The 24191-nt window shown below is 53.1% G+C and carries 24 protein-coding genes and 1 riboswitch; of the genes, 14 read left to right on the top strand and 10 right to left on the bottom strand.

The window, feature by feature from the left end; translation table 11 throughout:
- Nucleotides 1–5: 5 nt before the first annotated feature.
- Nucleotides 6–1166: a glutathionylspermidine synthase family protein gene (locus HV350_RS03790; RefSeq protein ID WP_019077698.1), complete on the top strand. Its 1161-nt coding sequence runs from the start codon at nucleotides 6–8 to the stop codon at nucleotides 1164–1166.
- Between the two features lie 85 nt (nucleotides 1167–1251).
- Here the strand turns inward: HV350_RS03790 and ygiD are convergent, their stop codons facing one another.
- A complete protein-coding gene (gene ygiD, locus HV350_RS03785; RefSeq protein WP_181629805.1) occupies nucleotides 1252–2040 on the bottom strand; it encodes a 4,5-DOPA dioxygenase extradiol in 789 nt (262 codons plus the stop codon).
- A gap of 147 nt (nucleotides 2041–2187) precedes the next feature.
- Here ygiD and zupT point away from each other — a divergent pair, with 147 nt between their 5' ends.
- Nucleotides 2188–2961, top strand: coding sequence for a zinc transporter ZupT (gene zupT / locus HV350_RS03780; protein ID WP_016157488.1), 774 nt, complete (start codon nucleotides 2188–2190; stop codon nucleotides 2959–2961).
- Between the two features lie 65 nt (nucleotides 2962–3026).
- Here the strand turns inward: zupT and HV350_RS03775 are convergent, their stop codons facing one another.
- Nucleotides 3027–3203: a hypothetical protein gene (locus HV350_RS03775; protein WP_016154525.1), complete on the bottom strand. Its 177-nt coding sequence runs from the start codon at nucleotides 3201–3203 to the stop codon at nucleotides 3027–3029.
- A gap of 397 nt (nucleotides 3204–3600) precedes the next feature.
- Here HV350_RS03775 and HV350_RS03770 point away from each other — a divergent pair, with 397 nt between their 5' ends.
- From HV350_RS03770 to dsbI, 3 genes are read left to right on the top strand one after another with little or no spacing between them, the layout of a single operon-like run.
- Nucleotides 3601–5397: an aryl-sulfate sulfotransferase gene (locus HV350_RS03770; protein WP_016157489.1), complete on the top strand. Its 1797-nt coding sequence runs from the start codon at nucleotides 3601–3603 to the stop codon at nucleotides 5395–5397.
- A 23-nt stretch (nucleotides 5398–5420) separates the two neighbouring features.
- On the top strand, nucleotides 5421–6089 hold the full coding sequence (locus HV350_RS03765) for a thiol:disulfide interchange protein DsbA/DsbL (RefSeq protein WP_181629803.1): 669 nt from the start codon (nucleotides 5421–5423) through the stop codon (nucleotides 6087–6089).
- A gap of 14 nt (nucleotides 6090–6103) precedes the next feature.
- Nucleotides 6104–6781 (top strand): protein-disulfide oxidoreductase DsbI, encoded by a 678-nt coding sequence (dsbI, locus tag HV350_RS03760; protein WP_046276262.1) that lies wholly within the window; start codon nucleotides 6104–6106, stop codon nucleotides 6779–6781.
- Between the two features lie 83 nt (nucleotides 6782–6864).
- Here the strand turns inward: dsbI and ribB are convergent, their stop codons facing one another.
- On the bottom strand, nucleotides 6865–7518 hold the full coding sequence (ribB, locus tag HV350_RS03755; protein ID WP_016154529.1) for a 3,4-dihydroxy-2-butanone-4-phosphate synthase: 654 nt from the start codon (nucleotides 7516–7518) through the stop codon (nucleotides 6865–6867).
- A 106-nt stretch (nucleotides 7519–7624) separates the two neighbouring features.
- Nucleotides 7625–7774, bottom strand: a riboswitch (FMN riboswitch).
- Nucleotides 7775–7906: 132 nt separating this feature from the next.
- Here ribB and ubiK point away from each other — a divergent pair.
- Complete coding sequence (ubiK, locus tag HV350_RS03750) at nucleotides 7907–8203, top strand: ubiquinone biosynthesis accessory factor UbiK (protein WP_003024618.1); 297 nt, start codon at nucleotides 7907–7909, stop codon at nucleotides 8201–8203.
- Nucleotides 8204–8237: 34 nt separating this feature from the next.
- Here ubiK and glgS read toward each other — a convergent pair whose 3' ends face one another.
- The 4 genes from glgS to HV350_RS03730 form a co-directional block, all read right to left on the bottom strand.
- Nucleotides 8238–8444 (bottom strand): cell surface composition regulator GlgS, encoded by a 207-nt coding sequence (gene glgS / locus HV350_RS03745; RefSeq protein WP_019077704.1) that lies wholly within the window; start codon nucleotides 8442–8444, stop codon nucleotides 8238–8240.
- 307 nt (nucleotides 8445–8751) lie between these two features.
- Nucleotides 8752–10185: a bifunctional D-glycero-beta-D-manno-heptose-7-phosphate kinase/D-glycero-beta-D-manno-heptose 1-phosphate adenylyltransferase HldE gene (gene hldE, locus HV350_RS03740; RefSeq protein WP_016154530.1), complete on the bottom strand. Its 1434-nt coding sequence runs from the start codon at nucleotides 10183–10185 to the stop codon at nucleotides 8752–8754.
- Nucleotides 10186–10244: 59 nt separating this feature from the next.
- A complete protein-coding gene (gene glnE, locus HV350_RS03735; protein ID WP_181629802.1) occupies nucleotides 10245–13085 on the bottom strand; it encodes a bifunctional [glutamate--ammonia ligase]-adenylyl-L-tyrosine phosphorylase/[glutamate--ammonia-ligase] adenylyltransferase in 2841 nt (946 codons plus the stop codon).
- Nucleotides 13086–13210: 125 nt separating this feature from the next.
- Nucleotides 13211–14512 carry an inorganic triphosphatase gene (locus HV350_RS03730; RefSeq protein ID WP_046276260.1) on the bottom strand — a complete coding sequence of 434 codons (1302 nt, stop codon included), beginning with the start codon at nucleotides 14510–14512 and terminating at the stop codon, nucleotides 13211–13213.
- A 241-nt stretch (nucleotides 14513–14753) separates the two neighbouring features.
- Between HV350_RS03730 and HV350_RS03725 the strand changes: the two genes are divergently transcribed.
- Both HV350_RS03725 and HV350_RS03720 read left to right on the top strand, forming a co-directional pair.
- Nucleotides 14754–15374 (top strand): TIGR04211 family SH3 domain-containing protein, encoded by a 621-nt coding sequence (locus tag HV350_RS03725; protein ID WP_016154533.1) that lies wholly within the window; start codon nucleotides 14754–14756, stop codon nucleotides 15372–15374.
- Nucleotides 15375–15435: 61 nt separating this feature from the next.
- Nucleotides 15436–16671, top strand: coding sequence for a multifunctional CCA addition/repair protein (locus tag HV350_RS03720; protein ID WP_181629800.1), 1236 nt, complete (start codon nucleotides 15436–15438; stop codon nucleotides 16669–16671).
- A gap of 52 nt (nucleotides 16672–16723) precedes the next feature.
- Here the strand turns inward: HV350_RS03720 and bacA are convergent, their stop codons facing one another.
- Both bacA and folB read right to left on the bottom strand, forming a co-directional pair.
- Nucleotides 16724–17542: an undecaprenyl-diphosphate phosphatase gene (gene bacA, locus HV350_RS03715; protein WP_016154535.1), complete on the bottom strand. Its 819-nt coding sequence runs from the start codon at nucleotides 17540–17542 to the stop codon at nucleotides 16724–16726.
- Between the two features lie 86 nt (nucleotides 17543–17628).
- Entirely contained in the window at nucleotides 17629–17997 is a 369-nt protein-coding gene (gene folB / locus HV350_RS03710) for a bifunctional dihydroneopterin aldolase/7,8-dihydroneopterin epimerase (RefSeq protein ID WP_003828442.1), read from the bottom strand.
- A 106-nt stretch (nucleotides 17998–18103) separates the two neighbouring features.
- Between folB and plsY the strand changes: the two genes are divergently transcribed.
- On the top strand, nucleotides 18104–18721 hold the full coding sequence (plsY, locus tag HV350_RS03705) for a glycerol-3-phosphate 1-O-acyltransferase PlsY (RefSeq protein ID WP_016154536.1): 618 nt from the start codon (nucleotides 18104–18106) through the stop codon (nucleotides 18719–18721).
- Nucleotides 18722–18752: 31 nt separating this feature from the next.
- Here the strand turns inward: plsY and HV350_RS03700 are convergent, their stop codons facing one another.
- Entirely contained in the window at nucleotides 18753–19694 is a 942-nt protein-coding gene (locus HV350_RS03700; RefSeq protein WP_016154537.1) for a LysR family transcriptional regulator, read from the bottom strand.
- Between the two features lie 212 nt (nucleotides 19695–19906).
- Between HV350_RS03700 and ttdA the strand changes: the two genes are divergently transcribed.
- The 5 genes from ttdA to HV350_RS03675 all read left to right on the top strand — a co-directional run bounded on the left by ttdA (nucleotide 19907) and on the right by HV350_RS03675 (nucleotide 24190).
- Nucleotides 19907–20815, top strand: a complete 909-nt coding sequence (ttdA, locus tag HV350_RS03695) for a L(+)-tartrate dehydratase subunit alpha (RefSeq protein ID WP_016154538.1) — start codon at nucleotides 19907–19909, stop codon at nucleotides 20813–20815.
- Nucleotides 20812–21417: a L(+)-tartrate dehydratase subunit beta gene (gene ttdB, locus HV350_RS03690; protein ID WP_016154539.1), complete on the top strand. Its 606-nt coding sequence runs from the start codon at nucleotides 20812–20814 to the stop codon at nucleotides 21415–21417. Before ttdA ends, ttdB begins: the two co-directional genes overlap by 4 nt.
- Nucleotides 21418–21465: 48 nt before the next feature.
- A complete protein-coding gene (locus HV350_RS03685) occupies nucleotides 21466–22929 on the top strand; it encodes an anion permease (protein WP_046276256.1) in 1464 nt (487 codons plus the stop codon).
- 123 nt (nucleotides 22930–23052) lie between these two features.
- Nucleotides 23053–23877 carry an urease accessory protein UreD gene (locus HV350_RS03680; protein WP_200011998.1) on the top strand — a complete coding sequence of 275 codons (825 nt, stop codon included), beginning with the start codon at nucleotides 23053–23055 and terminating at the stop codon, nucleotides 23875–23877.
- Between the two features lie 10 nt (nucleotides 23878–23887).
- On the top strand, nucleotides 23888–24190 hold the full coding sequence (locus tag HV350_RS03675) for an urease subunit gamma (RefSeq protein ID WP_016154542.1): 303 nt from the start codon (nucleotides 23888–23890) through the stop codon (nucleotides 24188–24190).
- Nucleotide 24191: the final 1 nt, after the last annotated feature.

Below are 24191 nucleotides of genomic sequence, written 5' to 3'. Positions count from 1 at the left end.
TCGTCATGGAAAGAGTCAGTATTGTTGAGCGCCCGGACTGGCGCGATAAAGCCACCGAATACGGTTTCAACTTTCACACTATGTACGGCGAGCCGTACTGGTGTGAGGATGCGTATTATAAGCTCACGCTTGCTCAGGTCGAAAAGCTGGAAGAGGTCACCGCAGAGCTGCATCAAATGTGCCTCAAAGTGGTGGAAAGGGTCATCGCCAGCGATGAGCTGATGACCAAGTTTCGCATTCCGAAGCATACCTGGGGCTTTGTCCGCCAGTCCTGGCTGACACAGCAACCGTCGCTCTATTCGCGTCTCGATCTGGCGTGGGACGGCACGGGCGAGCCTAAGCTGTTAGAAAACAACGCCGATACGCCAACCTCTCTGTACGAAGCTGCGTTTTTCCAGTGGATCTGGCTGGAAGACCAACTCAATGCAGGCAACCTGCCGGAAGGCAGCGATCAGTTCAACAGTCTGCAGGAAAAGCTGATCGAGCGTTTCGCCGAGCTGCGTGAGCAGTATGGTTTTCAGTTGCTACATCTGACCTGTTGTCGCGATACGGTGGAAGACCGCGGAACGATCCAGTATCTGCAGGATTGCGCTGCCGAAGCTGAAATCGCCACTGAATTCCTCTATGTCGAAGATATTGGTCTTGGTGAAAAAGGTCAGTTCACGGATATGCAGGATCAGGTCATTGCTAACCTGTTCAAGCTCTATCCGTGGGAATTCATGCTGCGTGAAATGTTCTCCACCAAGCTGGAAGACGCTGGCGTTCGCTGGCTGGAACCAGCCTGGAAGAGCATCATCTCCAACAAAGCGTTATTACCGCTGTTGTGGGAAATGTTCCCGGATCATCCGAATCTGCTGCCTGCGTATTTCGCCGAAGATGACTATCCTCAGATGGATAAATTTGTCGTAAAGCCGATCTTCTCACGTGAAGGCGCGAACGTTTCCATTATCGAAAACGGTAAAACGATCGAAGCAGTGGAAGGGCCGTACGGCGAAGAAGGTATGATCGTGCAGCAGTTCCATCAGCTACCGAAGTTTGGCGACAGCTATATGTTGATCGGCAGCTGGCTAATCAACGATCAACCAGCTGGCATCGGCATTCGCGAAGACCGCGCGTTGATCACGCAGGATCTCTCGCGTTTCTATCCGCATATTTTTGTCGAATGACTGAGAGTGCCGGGTGGTAGCTGCGTCTTACCCGGCCTACAGCACGAACTGTAGGCTCGATAAGCGCAGCGCCATCGGACATTTATCATCCGACCTGCACCGACAACATACTCAAACTTCCCATCTCAATCCCGTCAACAGGAATAGTCACTGCCTCTTTGCCGTCCCAGGCACCTAATACATACAGCAGCGGCAGATAGTGATCCGGTGTCGGGTTCGATAACGATCCCCCTTCATGATCGAGATAGTTCACCAGCGGGTGCTGTTCAACCGGTCCCTGCCATGTCAGGTTTGCTTTAACATATTCGTTGAATGAGGTCGCCCACGGATATGGCGTGTTCTCACCGTGCCAACGCGCAGTGCGCAGGTTATGCACCACGTTGCCGCTGGCTACCAGCATAATGCCCTCATCACGCAGTGCCGCCAGCTTGCGGCCAATTTCAAAATGCCAGGCCGCAGGTTTGGTACTGTCAATGCTCAGCTGCACCATCGGAATATCCGCATGCGGGTACATCTTGATCAGCACGCCCCATGAACCGTGGTCAAAACCCCACGCCTCTTTGTCTAAGGTAACGGGCACCGAGGCCAGCAAGTCAACCAGATGCTGCGCCAGTTCCGGTGATCCAGGAGCCGGGTAATGGGTGTCATACAGCGCCTGCGGAAAACCGCCAAAATCGTGGATTGTTTTAGGCGCTTCCATCGCCGTCACGCCCGTGCCACGAGTGAACCAATGCGCCGAGACCACCACAATGGCTTTCGGGCGCGGCAACGTTTCCCCCAGTTGCTGCCAGGCGCGGGTATAAACGTTATCTTCCAGAACATTCATCGGGCTACCGTGGCCCAAAAACAATGCTGGCATACGAGTTGAAGACATGATGATATCCTTACTGAGGGAGTCATTTTGATACCACCACAATACGCTTATTCGGCTGATGAAGAACTCAGATAACCATGATGAAGATCATCAGTTATTTTGACGATCCAACCCGGACAGCAGATTGATAAGGAGTTTTATTTGTCGATGTCAGTACCTTTACTTCTGACTTTACTGGCAGGCGCCGCCACGTTTATCGGCGCATTTCTCGGCGTGTTAGGGCAAAAACCCTCCAACCGCGTGCTCGCCTTTTCTTTAGGCTTCGCCGCAGGGATTATGTTACTGATCTCACTGATGGAGATGCTCCCAGCCGCACTGGCTGCTGAAGGCATGTCGCCGGTATTGGGCTACGGAATGTTTATCGTTGGCTTACTGGGATACTTTGGCCTGGACCGCCTATTGCCGCACGCGCACCCTCAGGATCTGGTACAGAAAACCACGCGGCCACTGCCCGGCTCCATTAAACGTACCGCGATTTTATTAACGCTCGGCATTAGCCTGCACAACTTCCCGGAAGGGATAGCGACGTTTGTTACCGCCAGCAGCAACCTCGAGCTGGGCTTTGGTATTGCCCTTGCCGTCGCATTACACAATATTCCTGAAGGATTAGCCGTTGCGGGTCCAGTCTATGCAGCCACGGGCTCCAAACGTACGGCGATATTCTGGGCCGGGATCTCGGGCATGGCGGAAATCCTGGGCGGCGTACTGGCGTGGTTAATTCTGGGGAGCCTGATCTCACCGGTGGTGATGGCGGCAATAATGGCAGCAGTCGCAGGAATTATGGTGGCGCTGTCCGTCGATGAGCTAATGCCGTTGGCAAAAGAGATCGATCCGAATAATAATCCCAGCTATGGGGTACTTTGTGGAATGTCGGTGATGGGATTAAGTCTTGTCATCCTCCAGTCCATGGGGATCGGCTAATTCAGAGGGCGGATGCCACCCTGCTAATTTACAGCATCCGCTCATCCATAGCAGAACGTGAAGGACTATTCCTGTTCCTTAACCGCGCTGTTATCTTCGCCAGAACGACGAAAGAGTTTGTTTCGCGCCTCGAGTAATGCATCCCGGTCTTGCCGAAATGCCCGACAATAACGCTTCATATGGCAATAATAACCAACTGCAACGAGTGCAATTAATACAATCCAGTACCAGGCGATAAACATTCTTTTACCCTTAAAATTTAACATCATTAAACATTTAACGTTAAAATTTTACACAACCTTATTCTGACATACTCCTATAGTGGCATATTCCAGAAACAAATATATGATTTCGATCATATAAACCAGCAGCTATGCAAATAGTTAACACCGTTATAAAAAATAAAACAATGTCGACAAGATCACACTGCGCAATAATAAATATTGCCCTTAAAATAACGCACTCATACCATCCCAAAAATAATAAAAATTAGCACCTGCAAAATAATACATTTCATCAACATTAATATATTCACCATAAAAGTAGCATCGGCAATACCATTTTTTATTATATTCACATCGTAAAAACATAATATATTCAGCACTGTTATATTTAAAGATAATATAAGGAGATATATCCATGTTTACACAGTACCGAAAAACACTTCTAGCCGGAACGCTTGCACTGACGTTTGGCTTTGCCGCAGGGAATTCATTTGCCGCAGGTTTCCAACCAGCCCAGCCCGCAGGAAAATTGGGTGCGATAGTCGTTGACCCATACGGAAACGCCCCTCTTACCGCACTGGTTGAATTAGATAGTCACGTTATTTCGGATGTTAAAGTCACCGTTCATGGTAAAGGTGAAAAAGGAGTCCCAATTACCTATACCGTCGGCAAAGAATCCCTCGCCACCTACGATGGGGTTCCTATTTTTGGCCTTTATCAAAAGTTCGCTAATAAGGTCACCGTTGAATATAAAGAAAATGGCAAGGCCATCAAGGAAGATTACGTGGTGCAAACATCTGCCATCGTTAATCACTACATGGATAACCGTTCTATTTCCGATTTACAGCAAACAAACGTTATTAAGGTCGCACCTGGCTTTGAAGACCGTCTCTATCTGGTGAATACCCACACCTTTACCGCGCAGGGCGCAGAATTCCACTGGCATGGTGAAAAAGATAAAAATGCCGGTATCCTGGATGCTGGTCCGGCCGGTGGCGCATTACCCTTTGATATCGCACCCTTTACCTTTGTCGTTGATACGGAAGGCGAATATCGTTGGTGGCTGGATCAGGACACTTTCTATGACGGCCATGACATGGATATCAATAAGCGCGGTTACCTGATGGGCATACGGGAGACACCGCGCGGCACCTTCACCGCCGTACAGGGCCAGCACTGGTATGAATTCGATATGATGGGCCAGATTCTGGCCGACCATAAGCTGCCGCGCGGATTCCTCGACGCATCGCATGAGTCCGTCGAAACGGTGAACGGCACCGTACTGCTTCGCGTGGGTAAACGGGACTATCGCAAGGAAGATGGCATTCACGTACAAACTATCCGCGACCAGATTATTGAAGTCGACAAATCCGGTCGTGTTGTTGACGTGTGGGATCTGACAAAAATTCTCGATCCGATGCGTGATGCACTGCTGGGTGCGTTGGATGCGGGCGCGGTATGCGTCAACGTGGACCTCGCTCATGCCGGCCAGCAGGCAAAACTGGAGCCAGATACCCCCTACGGTGATGCCCTCGGCGTGGGTGCGGGTCGTAACTGGGCGCACGTTAACTCCATCGCCTTTGACGCCAAAGACGACGCCATCATTATCTCTTCCCGCCATCAGGGGGTTGTCAAAATCGGTCGCGATAAACAGGTTAAGTGGATCCTTGCACCGTCTAAAGGCTGGAATAAGGCGCTGGCAAGCAAGCTGTTAAAACCGGTTGATGATAAAGGCAACGCACTGAAATGTGATGAAAATGGCAAGTGCGAGAATACCGATTTCGATTTTACCTACACTCAACACACCGCATGGCTCTCCAGCAAAGGAACGCTTACCATTTTTGACAACGGCGATGGCCGCGGACTCGAACAACCGGCTTTACCAACGATGAAATACTCCCGTTTCGTCGAATATAAAATTGACGAGAAAAAAGGGACCGTCCAGCAAATTTGGGAGTACGGAAAAGAGCGCGGTTATGATTTTTATAGCCCTATCACCTCGGTTATCGAATATCAAAAGGATCGCGACACCATGTTTGGCTTTGGTGGTTCGATTAATTTATTTGACGTTGGACAGCCAACCATCGGCAAAATCAACGAAATTGACTACAAAACAAAAGAAGTCAAAGTCGAAATTAATGTCCTGTCCGATAAGCCAAATCAAACTCACTACCGTGCATTGCTGGTTCATCCACGCCAAATGTTTAAATAATTACATTAGATTAAGGATTAATTATGTCATCTAAATGGATCACTTCATTATTTAAAAGCGTGGTATTAACCGCCGCGCTTGCCTCACCGTTTGCAGCATCAGCGTTTACTGAAGGCACTGATTATATGGTTCTGGAAAAACCAATTCCCAATGCTGATAAGACGTTGATCAAAGTATTCAGTTACGCCTGCCCATTTTGCTACAAATATGATAAAGCCGTGACAGGGTCCGTGTCAGACAAAGTCGCCGATGTCGTTACTTTCACTCCGTTTCATCTGGAAACGAAAGGGGAATACGGTAAGCAGGCCAGTGAAATCTTTGCCGTAATGATTGCCAGGGACATGGCTGCAGGTATTTCATTGTTTGACGCCAAATCACAGTTTAAAAAAGCCAAGTTCGCTTATTACGCCGCCTACCACGATAAGAAAGAGCGCTGGTCAGAGGGTAAAGATCCCGCCTCATTCATCAAAACAGGGTTAGATGCAGCGGGCATGAGCCAGGCTGATTTTGACGCGGCATTGAAGGATCCTGCCGTCCAGCAAACGCTGGAGAAATGGAAAGCAGCATATGATGTCGCCAAAATTCAGGGCGTTCCGGCTTACGTCGTCAATGGTAAATACCTGATCTACACCAAAAATATCAAATCTATTGATTCCATGGCTGAGCTTGTCAGAGAGCTCGCGAAAAAATAAACAGGGACCCGGCTATGGCTTTCATAAAAGGATCGTGGCGAGACTTATGTAATACACCGGTTGATACCCTGGTGAGATGGCAGGAACAGCGCTTTCTGTGGCTGTTGATGGCTTGCGCAATGGGTGGATTGATTATTCTGGCGCACTCGTTCTTCCAAATCTATCTCTACATGGCCCCCTGCGAGCAATGTGTCTACATTCGTTTTGCCATGCTGGTGATGGTTTTTGGCGGATTGATTGCGGCAATCAACCCCAAAAATGTTGTTCTGAAGCTCATCGGTTGTATCGCGGCATTTTACGGCAGCATCCTGGGCATTAAGTTCTCCATCAAACTTAACGGCATTCATTATGCTGTACATAACCCGGACCCGGATTCGCTGTTTGGCGTACAGGGATGTTCCACCGATCCGACATTCCCTTTCAATTTGCCTCTGGCCAACTGGGCACCGGAGTGGTTTAAACCCACAGGAGATTGCGGCTATGACGCTCCCATCGTTCCCGACGGCGTGGCGCTCAGCAGTACGCAAAAGTGGTTTGTCGATCTGTACCAGCAGTCAGAAGGCTGGTATCTGATCCCGCCTTGGCATTTTATGAACATGGCGCAGGCCTGTTTGTTGGCCTTTAGTTTGTGCTTACTGTTGCTCGTCATTATGAGCGGCGCATGGGCATTAAAGCGGGTGAGAACCAAATAATCGGAGCAAGAAACAAAAAAACCGAAGCCTGGAAGATGGCTTCGGTTTTTTATGCTTACCGCGACTAACGTGGTAATTTGCGATTAGCTGGCTTTGCGCTCATGCGCCTGACGGTAAGCCACCAGGTCTTCAATAGTAACTACCGCCATATTATGCTTGCCGGCAAATTCGATACATTCTGGCGCACGCGCCATGGTGCCATCGTCATTGGTCAGTTCGCACAGCACGCCTGCCGGTTTAAACCCTGCCAGCGTCATCAGGTCGATGGTTGCTTCAGTGTGACCACCGCGGGTCAACACGCCACCTGCCTGAGCACGCAGCGGGAAAACGTGCCCCGGACGGTTAAGATCGGAAGGTTTAGCGCCATCCTGAATTGCCGCACGCACCGTAGTAACACGGTCCGCAGCGGAAACGCCGGTGGTCACGCCTTCTGCGGCTTCAATGGTCACAGTAAAACCGGTACCGTAAGCGCTGGTGTTATTTTCCACCATCATTGGCAGATCGAGCTGTTTGCGTCGGTCTTCAGTGATGCACAGGCATACAATACCGCTGCCGTGACGAATGGTCAGAGCCATCTGTTCAACGGTCATGGTTTCTGCCGGGAAAATCATATCGCCTTCGTTTTCACGATCTTCGTCGTCAAGCACCATCACACCGCGTCCTTCACGCAGCGCAGACAGCGCAAGTTCAACACGTTCGAAAGGCGTACCAAAAGAGGAAAGTAGCGTCTGATTCATGGTAAAAAAACCTCACTAAAATTATGGTTACCAGAATCAGGGCAGTCTTAGGAGTACCGTCTAAGCGGCAAAAAAATAACGTGAGCGGGTCCATGCCCGACTGGATCGTTACTCTCTCCCATCCGGACTCTAACCGTCGGCCCCGGAATTACACCGGATCTGCTGACCTTTGAGTTTGCACCCAAAGCGCTCGCGGGCTTTCAACCTGAGTTGATTTACCGCCGGTGGGGAATTTCGCCCCGCCCTGAGAATAAGCGGGTTAACTATAACGCTATTGATTACCTTCATCAACGCCTTTGCTCGTCTTAGCTTCACACAATTCTGGTTTATGCCTGTGCCAGTTCGCACTACAATAGGCAACAACACGTACCAGTTCAGGGAAACCACAATGATTGACCCGAAAAAAATTGAGCAGATTGCTCGTCAGGTTCACGAGTCGATGCCGAAAGGGATCCGCGAGTTTGGCGAAGACGTCGAGAAGAAAATTCGTCAAACGCTGCAGTCACAGCTGACCCGTCTGGATCTGGTAAGCCGTGAAGAGTTTGATGTACAGACTCAGGTTTTGCTGCGTACCCGTGAAAAGCTGGCGCTGCTTGAGCAACGTCTGACTGAGCTGGAATCGCGTGAAAAAACGGCAGAAGTTAAACCTGCTCCCGCGATCCCGTCAGTCGATCCGCAAGAGTAAAAACGACAACGGGCCGCAAGGCCCGTTTTTTCTGTTAGTGTTCCAGTTCTAGCTTCCTGGCCTCCGTCGCCTGCTGGCAGTACAGCGCATAGCGTTTGCAAAACCAGCTACGATGTTCTTCATCCATATTCCCAGTTATCGCCTGGATATCTACGGGATGGCCCTCAGCTTGCATCCTGGCAAAACTACGGGCCAGGAAATCGAAATTGTTCATTGAATACATATTGCTGTTCATGAGCATACCCTCCAGTTATTGAATATCTGTTAAGGCCATATGCTTTTTCTAATTTCAGTATTTCCCTGGATGCGAAGTTATTCTGTACATATTGTGCGCAAACGCACTGCGCTGGTTCACAGTTTCCCACGAAATCTAAGAGGGGTCGGATTTAAGGTCAGCGTGACGCACGCTTATTGTGACGTCATGTAAAAGTAAATCGGGGGGAGAAACCCCTTCTCCCCTTATTCCTTTACTTTAGGTTGAAGAAAACAGCAGCATCAATAGCAAGAAACGTATCGCATCCAAAAGTTCGACACGTTTCCAGCATTTGTTATTTATCGCTGTCTTTTTGGATCTTCTTGATGATATTGGTCGTTGAGCAGCCATCTTCAAAGTTCAGCACCAGCACTTCACCGCCGTTCGCCCACACTTCTTTGCTGCCCGCAATATCTTCCGGCTTATAGTCGCCGCCTTTTACCAGCAGATCCGGCAGGATGCCGGCAATCAGACGCTGTGGTGTGTCTTCTTCAAAAGAGACCACCCAGTCGACGGCTTCCAGCGCGCCCAGCACGATCATGCGCTGTTCCAGCGGGTTGACCGGACGCGTTTCGCCTTTCAGACGTTTGGTCGAAGCATCGCTGTTTACCGCAACGATCAGACGATCGCCCAGCTTGCGCGCATTCGCCAGATAGGAAACGTGGCCAGCATGTAGGATGTCGAACACGCCGTTGGTCATCACCACTTTCTCACCGCGCTTGCGGGCGCTGGCTACGGCCTGTTTCAGCTCAGACTCGCTCATCACGCCAAAGCCAGTGTCGGCCCGACCGCGCACGGCGTTTTCCAGTTCAATCGGGGAAACGGTTGAAGTCCCCAGTTTACCGACGACAACACCCGCTGCGGCATTAGCAAAATAGCACGCCTCTTCCAGAGTGTTCCCCGCCGCCAGCGTCGCTGCCAGCACGCCGATCACCGTATCGCCCGCCCCCGTCACGTCATACACTTCCTGCGCCTGCGTCGGCATATGCAGTGGCGATTTGCCCGGTTGCAGCAGCGTCATACCCTGTTCGGAACGCGTGATCAGCAGCGCGGAAAGGTCGAAATCTGCAATCACTTTCATGCCGCGCTCAACCAGTTCATCTTCGCTTTTGCACTTACCGGCCACCGCTTCAAATTCAGACAAATTCGGCGTCAGCAGCGTTGCGCCACGATAGCGTTCAAAATCGGTCCCTTTCGGATCGATAAGCACCGGCACCCCAGCCTTACGCGCCAGAGCAATCATCTGCTGCACGCTTGCCAGCGCGCCTTTGGCGTAATCGGAGAGCACCAAAGCGCCAATGGAGCCCAGAGCCTGGTTAATACGCTCATGCAGTGGCTGCGGATCCACGCCTTCAAAACCTTCTTCGAAATCCAGGCGAATCAGTTGCTGGTTGCGGGAAAGCACGCGCAGTTTGGTGATCGTCGGATGAGTTGGCACAGAAACGAAGTCACATTTTACGTTCACATCCGCCAGCGTTTTGCTCAGCGCACGCGCCGCGTCGTCAATCCCAGTCAGGCCGACCAGACGCGAATTCGCTCCCAGAGAGGCAATGTTCATCGCCACGTTTGCTGCGCCACCGGGACGTTCTTCAATGGTATCAACCTTCACCACCGGAACCGGCGCTTCAGGTGAAATACGGCTGGTAGGACCGTACCAGTAGCGATCTAGCATCACATCACCGACAACCATGACTCCTGCACGTTCAAACTCTGGCAGCGTTACTTTCATTCCTGTCTCCTGAGAGATTCTCTGAGGGTCTTAAAATTTGCGCGCGATAATAGCACACTTCACTCGGCAACCAGCCACTTCTGCCAGCTGTCACGCACCAGCGTACGTTCAGCGTCGAAATGCTCCGGCGCCACATGGCCCGGAAGTTCCTGCAATGCAAGATGGTGAAGTTCATCGCGCAGCGTCGTATAAGCACGGGTAAGCGCCAGCGCTTCCTGCTCATCCATAATGTCGTTTTGCGCCAGTAACTCCAGAATGCGCACGTTATCCGACCAGCGCGTCAGCTTCGGTTTTTCATGCGCATAGCGCAGCACCAGGTATTGCGTAATAAACTCAATGTCGGTGATGCCGCCTTCATCCGCTTTGATATCAAAACGATCGCGATGCTTATTGCCCAAATGGGCACGCATTTTCTCACGCATTTCGCGCACATCGGTCTGCAAGGTTTTCGCGTCGCGGACGAGGGTCATGATATCGCGACGAATCGCATCAAACTGAGAGGTCAACCGTGGGTCGCCGTACACCACTCGAGCGCGCACCAGCGCCTGATGCTCCCACGTCCAGGCTTCGTTGCGCTGGTAATCAGCGAAAGCCTCGGTTGATGTCACCAGCATTCCCGCCGCGCCGGACGGACGCAACCGCGCATCCACTTCATACAAAATACCGGATGAGGTGCGGGTGCTGAAAAGGTGCATAATGCGCTGCGACAGACGCAGATAGAACTGTCGCCCGTCAATCTCACGCTCACCATCCGTCATCACGTCCATAGGACAGTCATGCAGGAAGATCAGATCAAGATCCGAACTGTAGCCCAGCTCCCAGCCGCCCAGTTTGCCATACCCGACGACGGCAAAACCGCGCCCCTCGCGCCCGTCAAGATGAGTGGGTTGCCCGTAGCGAGCGACCATCTGCATCCACGCCTGCTGGACTACCGCATCAATAATAGCTTCCGCCAGCCAGGTTAAGTGGTCGCTCACCTTCATCACCGGCAGCGTACCAGCGATATCTGCCGCGGCAATGCGCAGCAACTGCGTTTGCTTAAACTGACGCAGCGCTTCCAACTGCTGCTCTTCGTCATCTTCCGGCACGCGCAGCAAATACTGACGCAGTTCATCACGGTAGGCATCCGTCGCAGTGGGTTGATACAAGGTGTTCGGATCCAGCAGTTCATCGAGCAACAGCGGATACCGCGCCAGCTGGCTGGCGATCATCGGCGAAGCGGCACATAACGAAATCAGATGCTTAAGCGCTCCGGGGAATTCGCTCAGCAGCTCCAGATAGGTCGTACGGGTCACAATGCTTACCAGCAGCGGTGTGATGCGCGACAGTGGGACTGAGGCGTCGTCACGCGAACAGACATCGCTCAGCAGATGCGGCATTAAGTGATCCAGCACCTGGCGTCCGCGTGGGCCAATGGTGCGTTTATCCAGCTCTTTGCGAAAATCAGCAATCAGAGACAGCACGCGCCGGCGATCGTCATCCGCCAGATGCGTCAGCACCGGCGTGGTGTCATCTTCCTGTAATGCGTCCTGCCACAGTTCACGCCACTGTTCTGAGAGCGACTCTTCCTGGGTTTCTGCTTCGTCATCGCCAATCAACTCGTTAAACACCCGGCGCACGTTGTCCATATGACTGGCCAGCACATCGGTTAGCTGCTGCCAGTCATCGACGTTCATCCCCCACGCCAGCCGCGCGCGGTTCAGTTCATCGCCTGGCAACGTCTGGGTCTGCTCATCATTGATACTTTGCAGCAGGTTCTCCAGACGACGTAAATAGAGATAGGCTGCGCGCAGTTGTTCCGCGTCGGTGTCTGACAGCAGGTGCAACGCATTGATGGCGCTGAGCGTGGGTAACAGCGAGCGGGATTGCAATGACGGCTCGCGCCCACCGCGAATAAGCTGGAATACCTGCACGATAAATTCGATTTCACGAATACCGCCCGCGCCCAACTTAATGTTGTCTTTCAGACCACGGCGGCGCACTTCGCGGGCAATCATTCCTTTCATGTTACGCAGAGACTGGATCACGCTGAAATCAATATAGCGGCGGAAGACAAAAGGCCGCAGCATAGCGCGAAGCTCACTGACGTAAGTACCGTCGCAATCGCCCATAATGCGGGCTTTGACCATCGCATAGCGTTCCCAGTCGCGCCCTTGTTCCTGGTAATAATCCTCCAGCGCGGAGAAGCTCAGCACCAGCGGGCCGCTGTCGCCAAACGGGCGTAAACGCATATCCACCCGATAGACAAATCCATCCATTGTGGGCTGATCCAGCACTTTGATAAGCCGCTGGCCCATACGGGTAAAGAACTGGGCGTTATCCAGCTCGCGACGTCCGCCCTGCGTACTGCCGTGCTCCGGCCAGGCAAAAATCAGATCGATATCAGAGGAAAAATTCAGTTCGCCGCCGCCCAGTTTCCCCATGCCTAAAATCAGCAGCGGTTGCGCAACACCTTGTGGATTACAGGGCGTACCCCATTCACGACAGCAGGCGGCGTATAACCAGTCACGCGCGGCGACGATCAACGTTTCAGCCAAATGGCTTAGCTGCTGCAAGATACTCTCTTCCGTCACCAGCGACAGCGTCTGCGCCCAGGCGATACGCACCATGATGCGACGGCGAAACAGGCGCAGCTCACGCATCAGCGTGTTTTCATCGCTAACGTCGACCAATGCTTGCTGTAACCAATCAGCATAGTGTTGCCATTCATCCGCCTCGGGTGGCGTGCTTTCCAGTTCGACCAGCCATTCAGGATGGGCAATAATGCTGTCGCGAAAAAAATCACTGAATGTAAGCACTGACTTCGCCTGAATGCTAAGCGAGGATTCAGATATTGCTGCTGGCAGCCGCTCAACAACGGTCGGCCAGTACTGCTGTAACGGTGAAGAGAGCTGCTTCATTTATGGATTATCCTTTGAATAGTACCGGGCAGCGGCATGTTGCCTTATCCAGCCTGCATGACGCTTCCACCCATCGCGTAGGCCTGATAAGCGCTGCGCCATCAGGCATCCCGGCCTCACCCTGATTATCGTTTTCCGCTGTGCAGCCAGAACGGTTCCAAAGCAATCGCCTCGTTGCGGAAGTGTTCAATTTCAATGTATTGGTTGGCCGCAATGGCGTGACGTAAACCCTGCCAGGTGGCGATCCATTCCGATGCGACCTTTTCGTCGTAGTATCCCGCCAGCATCAGCATGCTATCAATATTGCGCGTCAGGCGCGGAAGTTGATCGGCGTACTGATCGCCCAGCGGCTGAGCAAAAGCTGTTTTCAGTTCAGCAGCATGGCGCGAGAGATGGGTATCTGAGAAACGCTTAAAGGAGTCGGCTATTTTACCCTGCGCCTTCGCATCAAGGAACGGCTGCCACCCTTTGGTCACCAGCCATTCGGTCAGCGCCAGCTTGGCCATCGCCGTTTGCGTGCTGTAAACCGCGGAAACGGCAGAAACGTCAGACGCAATGATCGCTTCCGACTGGGTTAGCAAATCACGTAAGTGAGCACTCGCTTTTCGTGGCACATTACCGCCAAACAGCATCAGAATGTGACGCACCAGGCCCATCGCAGCCAGCACCTCGGCTTTCGCCCCTTTGACGCCACGCACCCACAGCTCTTCATGGTACTGCCACTGTGATAATGCCAGCTCCAGCGCCGCTTCCAGCCCTTGCTCAATACTCGCTTTTGCCGGAACCTTCAAAATGCGCGTCGGTTTGAGTTCACGCGGCGCATTCCCCTGAGCCAGATGATAGCCGCGCGCCGCTTTACTCAGGCTGCCCTGGCGTAAACCGGTTTGCGATACCAGCTGGTTTGCCAGCTTCAATACCGCACGGGTATCGCCGCTTAACAACTCCAGTTCAAGCTCACAGATAGGTTCAGCCAACTCGCCCGCTTTCACTTCCCCGAGATCGAGGGCCATTTCAATGCGGCTACCGTCGATATCAAGGTGCCATTTCTCACGGTAAAAATCGGTGCTGAAGAGCGGCTGTACCTGAGAGGCAAGTTCAGCGGGCAGTTTGCCATCAGGCCAGACTTCCGTTGGGAACAGGGAGAGATCCAACTCTGGCGCGTTCAGCGCAACGTTAAACTCCGGCCGCTGATGCAGGCCGCCCGTCACTCGTCCGGCAATTTTCATGGTCATTTCGTAATGACCGTTCTCACCGCGAATACGCAGCCCCATATCGTGACCACGCAGCCACGCATCCGGCGTTTCGTAGTAGATATTCAGCAACTGGCTGGGCGCATGATGCTCTCCCCCCAGCGTATTCAGACGTTCACGTAGCGCATCTACAGCGTCACTATTGACGATAAATTTTAATTCGATTTCCTGGGCCATGGTCTTGTACTTATGGGTTATGTCACAGTTGAGAAAACTGACTGCGAACTAAGCTCGTTCTTTATGGTCAGTAGATAGTATTTTGCGCCAAATTGCCATGCAACGAGCAATTTGACGGGCGTAAAAGTTTCGAGTGGTGGCAAAAAGGACACAGATGATTCCGATTGATGTCGAATGCTTTGCGTAGAGACACTGATGCCACTACTATCGTTCCACTTTCTATGACAATAACGACAGCCTGATGCCAAAATTACGCCTGATTGGATTAACTTTACTCGCACTTAGCGCCACTGCAGTCTCTCATGCCGAAGAAAAGCGCTATGTTTCTGACGAACTGAACACCTGGGTCCGCAGCGGTCCGGGAGATAATTATCGCCTCGTGGGTACGGTTAACGCCGGCGAGGAAGTCACGCTATTACAGACCGATGCCAACACTAACTACGCCCAGGTGAAAGACAGCACCGGACGTACCGCCTGGATCCCACTGAAAGAGCTGAACAGTACGCCGAGCCTGCGTACCCGCGTTCCCGATCTGGAAAATCAGGTTAAGACCTTGACCGATAAGCTCAATAATATCGACACCACGTGGAATCAGCGCACCGCCGATATGCAGCAAAAAGTGTCGCAAAGCGACAGCGTAATCGACGGGCTGAAACAAGAAAACCAGAAGCTGAGGAACGAGCTTATCGTGGCGCAAAAGAAGGTCAGCGCAGCCAACCTTCAGCTTGATGACAAACAGCGCACCATCATCATGCAGTGGTTTATGTACGGCGGCGGCGTGCTGGGTCTGGGTTTGTTGCTCGGCCTGGTTCTGCCACACATGATCCCCAGCCGTAAACGCAAAGATCGCTGGATGAACTGAATCGCCTTCTCCGCCACACTGACATATGATTAAGGGATCATAATTTCAAAAGGAAAGTGGTGTGAAGATTTATCTGGTCGGTGGTGCTGTTCGGGATGCGTTATTAGGGCTACCGATTAAAGATAAAGATTGGGTTGTTGTCGGCGCCACGCCGCAAGAGATGCTCGACGCGGGCTACCAGCAGGTAGGCCGCGATTTTCCCGTGTTTCTGCATCCGCAAACCCGGGAAGAGTATGCGCTGGCGCGTACCGAACGCAAATCAGGCTCGGGGTATACCGGATTCACCTGCTACGCCGCGCCGGATGTGACGCTGGAGGCCGATCTTCAGCGTCGCGATCTGACCATCAACGCAATGGCCCGCGATGACGACGGCGAGATTATCGATCCGTATAACGGACGCGACGATCTGGAAAACCGTCTGCTACGCCATGTGTCCTCCGCCTTTAGCGAAGATCCATTGCGCGTGCTGCGCGTGGCGCGCTTTGCTGCCCGCTATGCGCACCTCGGTTTTCGTATCGCTGAAGAAACCATGACGCTGATGCGCGATATGAACGCCGCAGGGGAACTGGAGCACCTGACGCCAGAGCGAGTGTGGAAAGAAACAGAAGGTGCTTTAACCACCCGTAACCCACAGGTATTTTTTCAGGTCCTGCGCGACTGCGGCGCACTGCACGTCCTGTTTCCGGAAGTAGATGCCCTGTTTGGCGTTCCCGCGCCCGCGCAATGGCACCCGGAAATTGATACCGGTATTCACACGCTGATGACGCTGTCGATGGCGGCCATGTTAAGTCCGGAGGTCGACGTGCGTTTCGCCACGCTGTGCCACGATCTTGGCAAAGCATTGACGCCAAAAGCACTGTGGCCACGCCACCACGGTCACGGTCCGGCTGGCGTGAAGCTGGTCGAGCAACTGTGCCAACGCCTGCGCGTGCCGAATGACATCCGTGATTTAGCCAAACTGGTAGCCGAGTTTCACGACCTCATTCATACCTTCCCGATCCTGCAGCCGAAAACCATCGTTAAGCTGTTTGATTCCATCGATGCCTGGCGCAAACCGCAGCGCGTGGAGCAAATCGCCCTGACCAGCGAGGCCGACGTGCGTGGGCGGACCGGTTTTGAAGCGGCGGATTATCCGCAAGGCAGGCTGTTGCGTGAAGCCTGGCAGGTTGCGCAGGCGGTACCAACGAAAGACGTCGTTGAGGCGGGATTCAAAGGTCAGGCTATTCGCGAGGAACTGACCCGGCGTCGGATCGCGGCGGTGGCCGCCTGGAAAGAACAACGTTGCCCAAAAGCGTAGACAGAGCATTGCCGGATAAGCGTTAACGCCGCTATCCGGCAAGCTAGCAAAATCAGAAGAACACGACGTAAACGGCTGCCGCCACAATAAAGCGGTAAATCGCAAACGGAATAAACGAGATGCGCTTAATCAGCTGCAGGAAGGTTTTGATCGCCACCAACGCCACGATAAACGCCGTCACGAAACCAACTGCAAACATCGGAATATCTGATGCGCTGAGGAACGTCCAGCTTTTGTAGAGATCCAGCGCCGTTGCGCCCATCATCATCGGCACGGCCAGCAGGAAGGAGAATTCGGAGGCCGCGTAACGGCTTACTCCCATCAGCATACCGCCAGAAATCGTCGCCCCGGAGCGAGAAAAACCCGGCCACAGCGCCAGACACTGGAAACAGCCAATCATAAACGCCTGGCGATAGGTCATATCATCCAGACCCGGCGCACGCGGCTCTTTCGGCTTCAGGCATTCTGCGGCAATCAGCAGCACGCCCCCTACCACCAGCGCATACATCACGTTGATCGGGTTAAACAGCGATTTGATGATGTCGTGGAAAATCAGTCCCAGTACGACGGCAGGAACCATCCCCAACAGGATATGGCCCAGCGTCAGCCGACCTTTGCCAGTGCCTTCATGTGGGACCTTACCGAAGTGAATGCCAATCAGGCCAAACAGACGTCGCCAGAACATCACCACGACCGCCAGGATAGAGCCCAACTGGATAACCACCTCAAATGTTTTTGCGGTGTCACCCTCAAAACCCAGCAAGTGGCCAACAATAATCATATGGCCGGTACTGGAAACGGGTAAAAACTCCGTCAATCCTTCGACCACACCCAAAATTGCCGCCACCAGCAGCGAGTGCATATCACTCATTAATGAACCTCTAGATAGATAAACCACGGCGAAAACGAGCCGACATAAAGACCCTTTTATACCCGTTTGGTTTAGATATTATTATTTTAATTATTTTCTTTCAGATTATTGCCACGCTCAATGATAACCCCGACGTTGGCCGCACGGGCTACCGCGCCAGGTTTACTGAGTTTGATCCGCACCCATGGAGAATTAAAACGGCTCAGCAGCAGATCCGCCACCTCTTCCGCCACGCGTTCGACCAGCGCAAAGCGCCCGCCTTCCACATGATTAACAACCGTTTGAGCAATATCAGCATAGCTCAGGCAATCAGCCACATCATCGCTTTTAGCCGATTTACGGTTGTCCCACGCCATTTCGATATCGAACACCAACTGTTGTTCGATCGTTTGTTCCCAGTCGTAAACACCAATAGTGGTGATTACAGAAAGTTGCTCTATAAATACAATATCCATCACGACCTGCCTGCTTTTTGGCTAACCCGGATACCACTTCCGGCGAAATATGCGTATTATCCACAGAAGTAGCGTTTTACACGACATTTTCAAAACGGAACAGCTTATGAGTGCAATCGCGCCTGGAATGATTATCTTCGCGTACCTCTGTGGCTCAATTTCCAGTGCTATTCTGGTATGCCGCCTTGCTGGATTACCGGACCCGCGTGACAGCGGATCTGGGAATCCGGGCGCGACAAACGTATTGCGCATCGGTGGCAAAGGAGCCGCCGTCGCGGTGCTGATTTTCGACGTCCTGAAAGGTATGTTACCCGTCTGGGGTGCCTATGCGCTAGGCATTAGCCCCTTCTGGCTGGGATTGATCGCGATCGCCGCCTGTCTGGGTCACATTTGGCCGGTCTTCTTCGGCTTTAAAGGTGGGAAAGGCGTTGCCACCGCCTTTGGCGCAATTGCGCCGATTGGTTGGGATTTAACCGGCGTGATGGCCGGAACCTGGCTGCTGACCGTCTTATTAAGCGGCTATTCATCATTAGGCGCTATCGTCAGCGCGCTGATCGCCCCCTTTTACGTCTGGTGGTTCAATCCCCAGTTCACTTTCCCGGTGTCCATGCTGTCGTGCTTAATTCTGTTACGCCACCATGACAACATTCAGCGTCTGTGGCGTCGTCAGGAGCCAAAGATCTGGACCAAGCTGAAGAAAAAACGCGAAAGAGACCCAGAGTGATTTTAATGTCGGATAGCGACGCAACAGCGTCTTATCCGGCGTGGGGAATGTGATACCCCTCTACCGGTTTGCCTAATCGGTGCTGGCACCACGTCGCCAGAAACTCCACGCACACCCGAAGCTTCACGCTGCGATACAGCGGCTCCTGATAAACCGCCCAGATATTGGCGCTTTGCGCATAGTCCGGCAGCACGCGCACCAGTTCACCGCTTGCCAGAAACGGCTGCAGGTCCCATTCGGAACGCAGCATAATCCCTTTTCCCTGTAGCGCCCACTGCAACACAATCTCGCCGCTGTTAGAGGAAAGATGTCCCGCCACCTTGACCGACTTTTTCTCCTGGCCGTTATCCAGCTCCCACACCCCGTGGGTCATATCGCGTTCTTTAGTGACCAGGCAATCATGACGACTTAATTCCTGCAGCGTTGTCGGCTCACCGTATTTTTGTAAATATGTCGGCGCTGCACATAATATCCTTCTATTTTTCGTTAACAAATGCGCAATATAATAATCCGGAATTTCGTCATTAATACGAATATCCAAATCGATATTATCCTGCGCCAAATCAATTTGCCGATCGTAAAGTTCAAAATGCACCTGTAATTCAGGATAGCTATGCATCAGTTCGGTAATAGCCGGTGCAATATAACTGCGCCCAAAGCCAAAGCTACAGCCGATACGAATCATCCCTGCCGGGCGCGTTTTGAGTTGCGTGACGTCATCGACCAGATGCTGATAGCCCGCAAGAATAGCCTGCGCATGTTCATAACAACGTTGACCACTCTCCGTGAGTGTCACGCCGCGCGCGGAGCGGCTTAGCAGCGTCGTCCCCAGCGTGGACTCAAGGATCTGAATGCGTTTCGTCACAAATGCGGGCGTTTGGCCGAGCGCCGCGGCGGCGGCACTGAAACTGCCGCTATGAACAATTTCAACCAGGACCTGCAGGTCTTTCGCGAGGGGATACGTGTTCAGCATGATCGGTATATCCGTAAAGTTGTTAACTGCAGTGTAATTCCCTCATGCGTATTAAACCCTGCCTTTGCGCAATTTTTATTGCTTATCTGAACATCATTCACGATCTGTTAATTGGATATTCACAGTGGCAAATAATATAAAACCACATTTTTAGTGGTAGTTTGTGGCGGAGAATTTATTTCCAGATAAATAAAAGAACTGGAGTTAACAAGATGAGCAATCAAAATAACCAAAATGCGATAACTACGCTGACAAACATTGTCGCCGATTTTACCGCCATGATTTCTACCCGCATGCCTGACGACGTCGTAGATAAATTAAAACAGCTGCGTGAAGGCGAAACTTCGCCGATGGGTAAAATCATCTACCACACCATGTTTGACAATATGCAGAAAGCTATCGACCTGAACCGTCCGGCCTGTCAGGACACCGGCGAGATTATGTTCTTTGTGAAGGTCGGCTCCCGTTTTCCGCTGCTGGGCGAACTGCAAAGCATCCTGAAACAGGCCGTTGAAGACGCCACGGTAAAAGCGCCGCTGCGCCATAACGCGGTCGAGATTTTTGACGAAGTGAATACCGGCAAAAATACCGGTACCGGTGTGCCGTGGGTCACCTGGGACATCATCCCTGATAACGACGACGCGGAAATCGAAGTCTACATGGCAGGCGGCGGTTGTACGCTGCCGGGACGTTCGAAAGTGTTAATGCCTTCTGAAGGCTACGAGGGCGTGGTGAAATTTGTCTTCGAAAATATCTCCACGTTGGCAGTCAACGCTTGTCCGCCGGTGCTGGTGGGCGTAGGTATTGCCACCTCTGTGGAAACCGCCGCCGTCCTTTCTCGTAAAGCGGTGCTACGTCCTATCGGATCACGTCATCCGAATCCAAAAGCGGCCGAACTGGAACTGCGTCTTGAAGAAGGGCTGAACCGTCTGGGCATTGGCCCGCAAGGGTTGACCGGGAATAGCTCGGTGATGGGCGTGCATATCGAATCCGCCGCACGCCATCCGTCGACTATCGGCGTTGCCGTTTCTACCGGCTGCTGGGCACACCGTCGCGGCACACTGTTAGTTCATGCTGACCTCTCCTTCGAAAACCTGTCTCACACCCGGAGCGCGTTATGAAAAAGATCCTCACAACCCCGATCAAAGCCGAAGATCTGGCCGACATTCGCGTTGGCGATGTCATCTACCTGACCGGTACGCTGGTGACCTGCCGTGACGTGTGTCACCGCCGCCTGATCGAACTGAAGCGCCCGATTCCTTATGACCTGAACGGCAAAGCCATTTTCCACGCGGGGCCCATCGTACGTAAGAACGGTGAAAAATGGGAGATGGTCTCCGTTGGCCCAACCACCAGCATGCGTATGGAAGCGTTTGAGAAAGACTTTATCGAGCAGACGGGCGTCAAACTGGTGGTCGGCAAGGGCGGCATGGGACCGCTAACGGAAGCAGGCTGCAAGCAGTTTAAAGCGCTGCACGTAATCTTCCCGGCAGGTTGTGCGGTCGTGGCGGCAACCCAGGTTGAAGAGATCGAAGAGGTACACTGGACCGAACTTGGCATGCCGGAATCCCTGTGGGTATGTCGGGTGAAAGAGTTCGGCCCGCTGATCGTTTCCATCGATACCCACGGCAATAACCTGATCGCCGAAAACAAAAAGCTGTTCGCTGAACGTCGCGATCCTATCGTCGATGAAATCTGCGAGCACGTGCACTACATCAAATAACCCTCCCGGAGAGGCGCTGCGCCTCTCCCTTTTCGTAGGGATACAACAATGGCACCTTTAGCTGGTTGGTGGCGATACCTGGCTCCGCTGGTGGTCATCGCCATTATTGCTGTACTGCCCGTCCCCAACGGTCTTGAGAACCACACCTGGCTCTATTTTGCCGTCTTTACCGGTGTGATTGTGGGCCTTATTCTGGAACCTGTACCGGGCGCGGTGGTAGCGATGATTGGCATTTCGATCATCGCCGTCCTTTCACCGTGGCTGCTGTTCAGCCCGGAGCAACTCGCGCAGGACGGTTTTAAATTTACCGCCAAATCGCTGTCATGGGCGGTATCAGGTTTTTCAAACTCGGTAATCTGGCTTATCTTCGCGGCCTTTATGTTTGGTACCGGCTATGAGAAAACCGGGCTCGGTCGACGTATCGCGCTGATGCTGGTGAAAAAGATGGGGCACCGGACGCTGTTTCTCGGCTATGCGGTGATGTTCTCTGAACTTATCCTCGCTCCCGTCACGCCATCCAACTCCGCGCGCGGGGCCGGAATAATCTACCCGATTATCCGCAACCTGCCGCCGCTGTATAACTCGCAGCCCAATAGCGCCAGTTCTCGCTCCATTGGCTCGTACATTATGTGGATGGGCATTGTCGCCGACTGCGTCACCAGCGCCATTTTCTTAACGGCGATGGCACCGAACCTGCTGTTAATCGGCCTGATGAAAGGCGCGTCCCACACGGCGCTGAGCTGGGGCGACTGGTTCTTAGGCATGCTGCCGCTGAGTATTTTACTGGTGCTGATTGTGCCCTGGCTGGCGTACGTGTTGTATCCACCGGTGCTGAAATCCGGCGATCAGGTTCCGCGCTGGGCGGATACCGAGCTAAAAGCAATGGGACCGCTCTGCGCACGCGAGAAAAAGATGTTGGTGCTGATGGTCGGCGCACTGGTGCTGTGGATCTTCGGCGGCGATTACATTGACGCCGCGATGGTCGGATACAGCGTAGTGGCGTTGATGCTGGTACTGCGCATCATTAGCTGGGATGACATCGTCAGTAATAAAGCCGCGTGGAACGTCTTTTTCTGGCTGGCCTCGCTGATAACGCTGGCGACCGGGCTCAATAACACCGGTTTTATTACCTGGTTCGGCAAGCTGCTGGCAAACGGGTTGAGCGGCTATTCGCCGATGATGGTGATGGTGGCGCTCATTGTGGTGTTCTATCTGCTGCGCTACTTCTTTGCCAGCGCCACGGCGTATACCTCCGCCCTGGCACCGATGATGATTGCCGCCGCGCTGGCGATGCCGGAAATTCCACTTCCGGTCTTCTGCCTGATGGTCGGCGCAGCCATTGGTCTCGGCAGCATTCTGACCCCGTATGCCACCGGTCCTAGCCCTATCTACTACGGCAGCGGCTATTTGCCGACGGTGGATTACTGGCGACTCGGTGCTATTTTTGGCCTGATTTTCCTTGTGCTGCTGGTGATTACCGGTCTGGTCTGGATGCCCCTCGTTTTACTGTAAAACCCCATTGGGGCGGCATATTGTCGCCCCTTTATCCATAAGCTTCTCATATGATCGATTTCCCGATGTGCTGAGGCATACTTTTTTGTATGCAAACACCCTCATGCTGATAAGGGAAACGCTCTGGACACGGTTGCGCACGAGACACTCACACGGGGCTGGCAGGCCGAACTGGATCTGCACTTCACCCGCACTGGGCACAACACGGTGCTCGCCTCGGCGCGTCATCATGGTCCATTGACGGTTCAGCGTCCGTTTTACCCGGAAGAGGACGTCTGCCACCTCTATTTGCTTCATCCACCCGCGGGGATCGTCGGCGGGGATGAACTACACATTGCCGTAACTCTCAACGAAAACAGCCATGCGTTAATCACCCAGCCCGGCGCGGGAAAGTTTTATCGCAGCGGTGGGCCGCAGGCGTTGCTGCGCCAACATTTCACGCTCGCCCCGCACGCCACGCTGGAGTGGCTCCCCCAGGATACGATCCTCTTTCCTGGCGCCAACGCCACTATCCAGTCCGTCTTTCACATCGCGTCGGAGAGTCGACTGCTGGCCTGGGATCTGCTGTGCCTCGGGCGACCGGTTATGCAGGAGTCCTTCAGCCACGGCACGCTGCAAAACCGTCTGGAAGTGTGGCGAAATGGGCAGCCGCTGCTGATAGAGCGCTTGCAGTTGCAGAAGGGGGAGCTGAGCGGCGTCGCGCACCATCCCTGGGTCGGCACGTTGCTGTGTTATCCGGCCACTGAAAACATGCTGGAAGGCACGCGCGAGCGGCTGACGCCGCTTGGCGATTACGCCGGGGCAACGCTTAACGACTCACTGCTGACGATCCGCTTTCTTGCCGACGACAACCTGATTGTTCAGCGCGTTATGCGTGACATTTGGCAATTTCTGCGCCCGCTTTTGACACACAAACCGCCCGTACTACCGCGAATCTGGCAAACCTAAGAGACCCCGTATGGAACTGACCCCCAGAGAAAAAGACAAGCTGTTGCTGTTTACCGCCGCGCTGGTGGCAGAACGTCGCCTGGCCCGCGGGCTGAAGCTGAACTATCCGGAATCGGTGGCGCTAATTAGCGCTTTCATCATGGAAGGGGCACGCGATGGTCAAACCGTGGCCTCGCTGATGGAAGACGGGCGTCACGTCCTGCGCCGCGATCAGGTGATGGAAGGCGTTCCGGAGATGATCCCAGATATTCAGGTTGAAGCGACGTTTCCGGACGGATCAAAGCTGGTCACCGTCCACAACCCGATCGTTTAAG

It is taken from the genome of Citrobacter sp. RHBSTW-01013 (genome assembly GCF_013781985.1).
Lineage (GTDB): Bacteria > Pseudomonadota > Gammaproteobacteria > Enterobacterales > Enterobacteriaceae > Citrobacter > Citrobacter braakii.
This window is presented reverse-complemented; position numbering and strand designations above follow the sequence as displayed.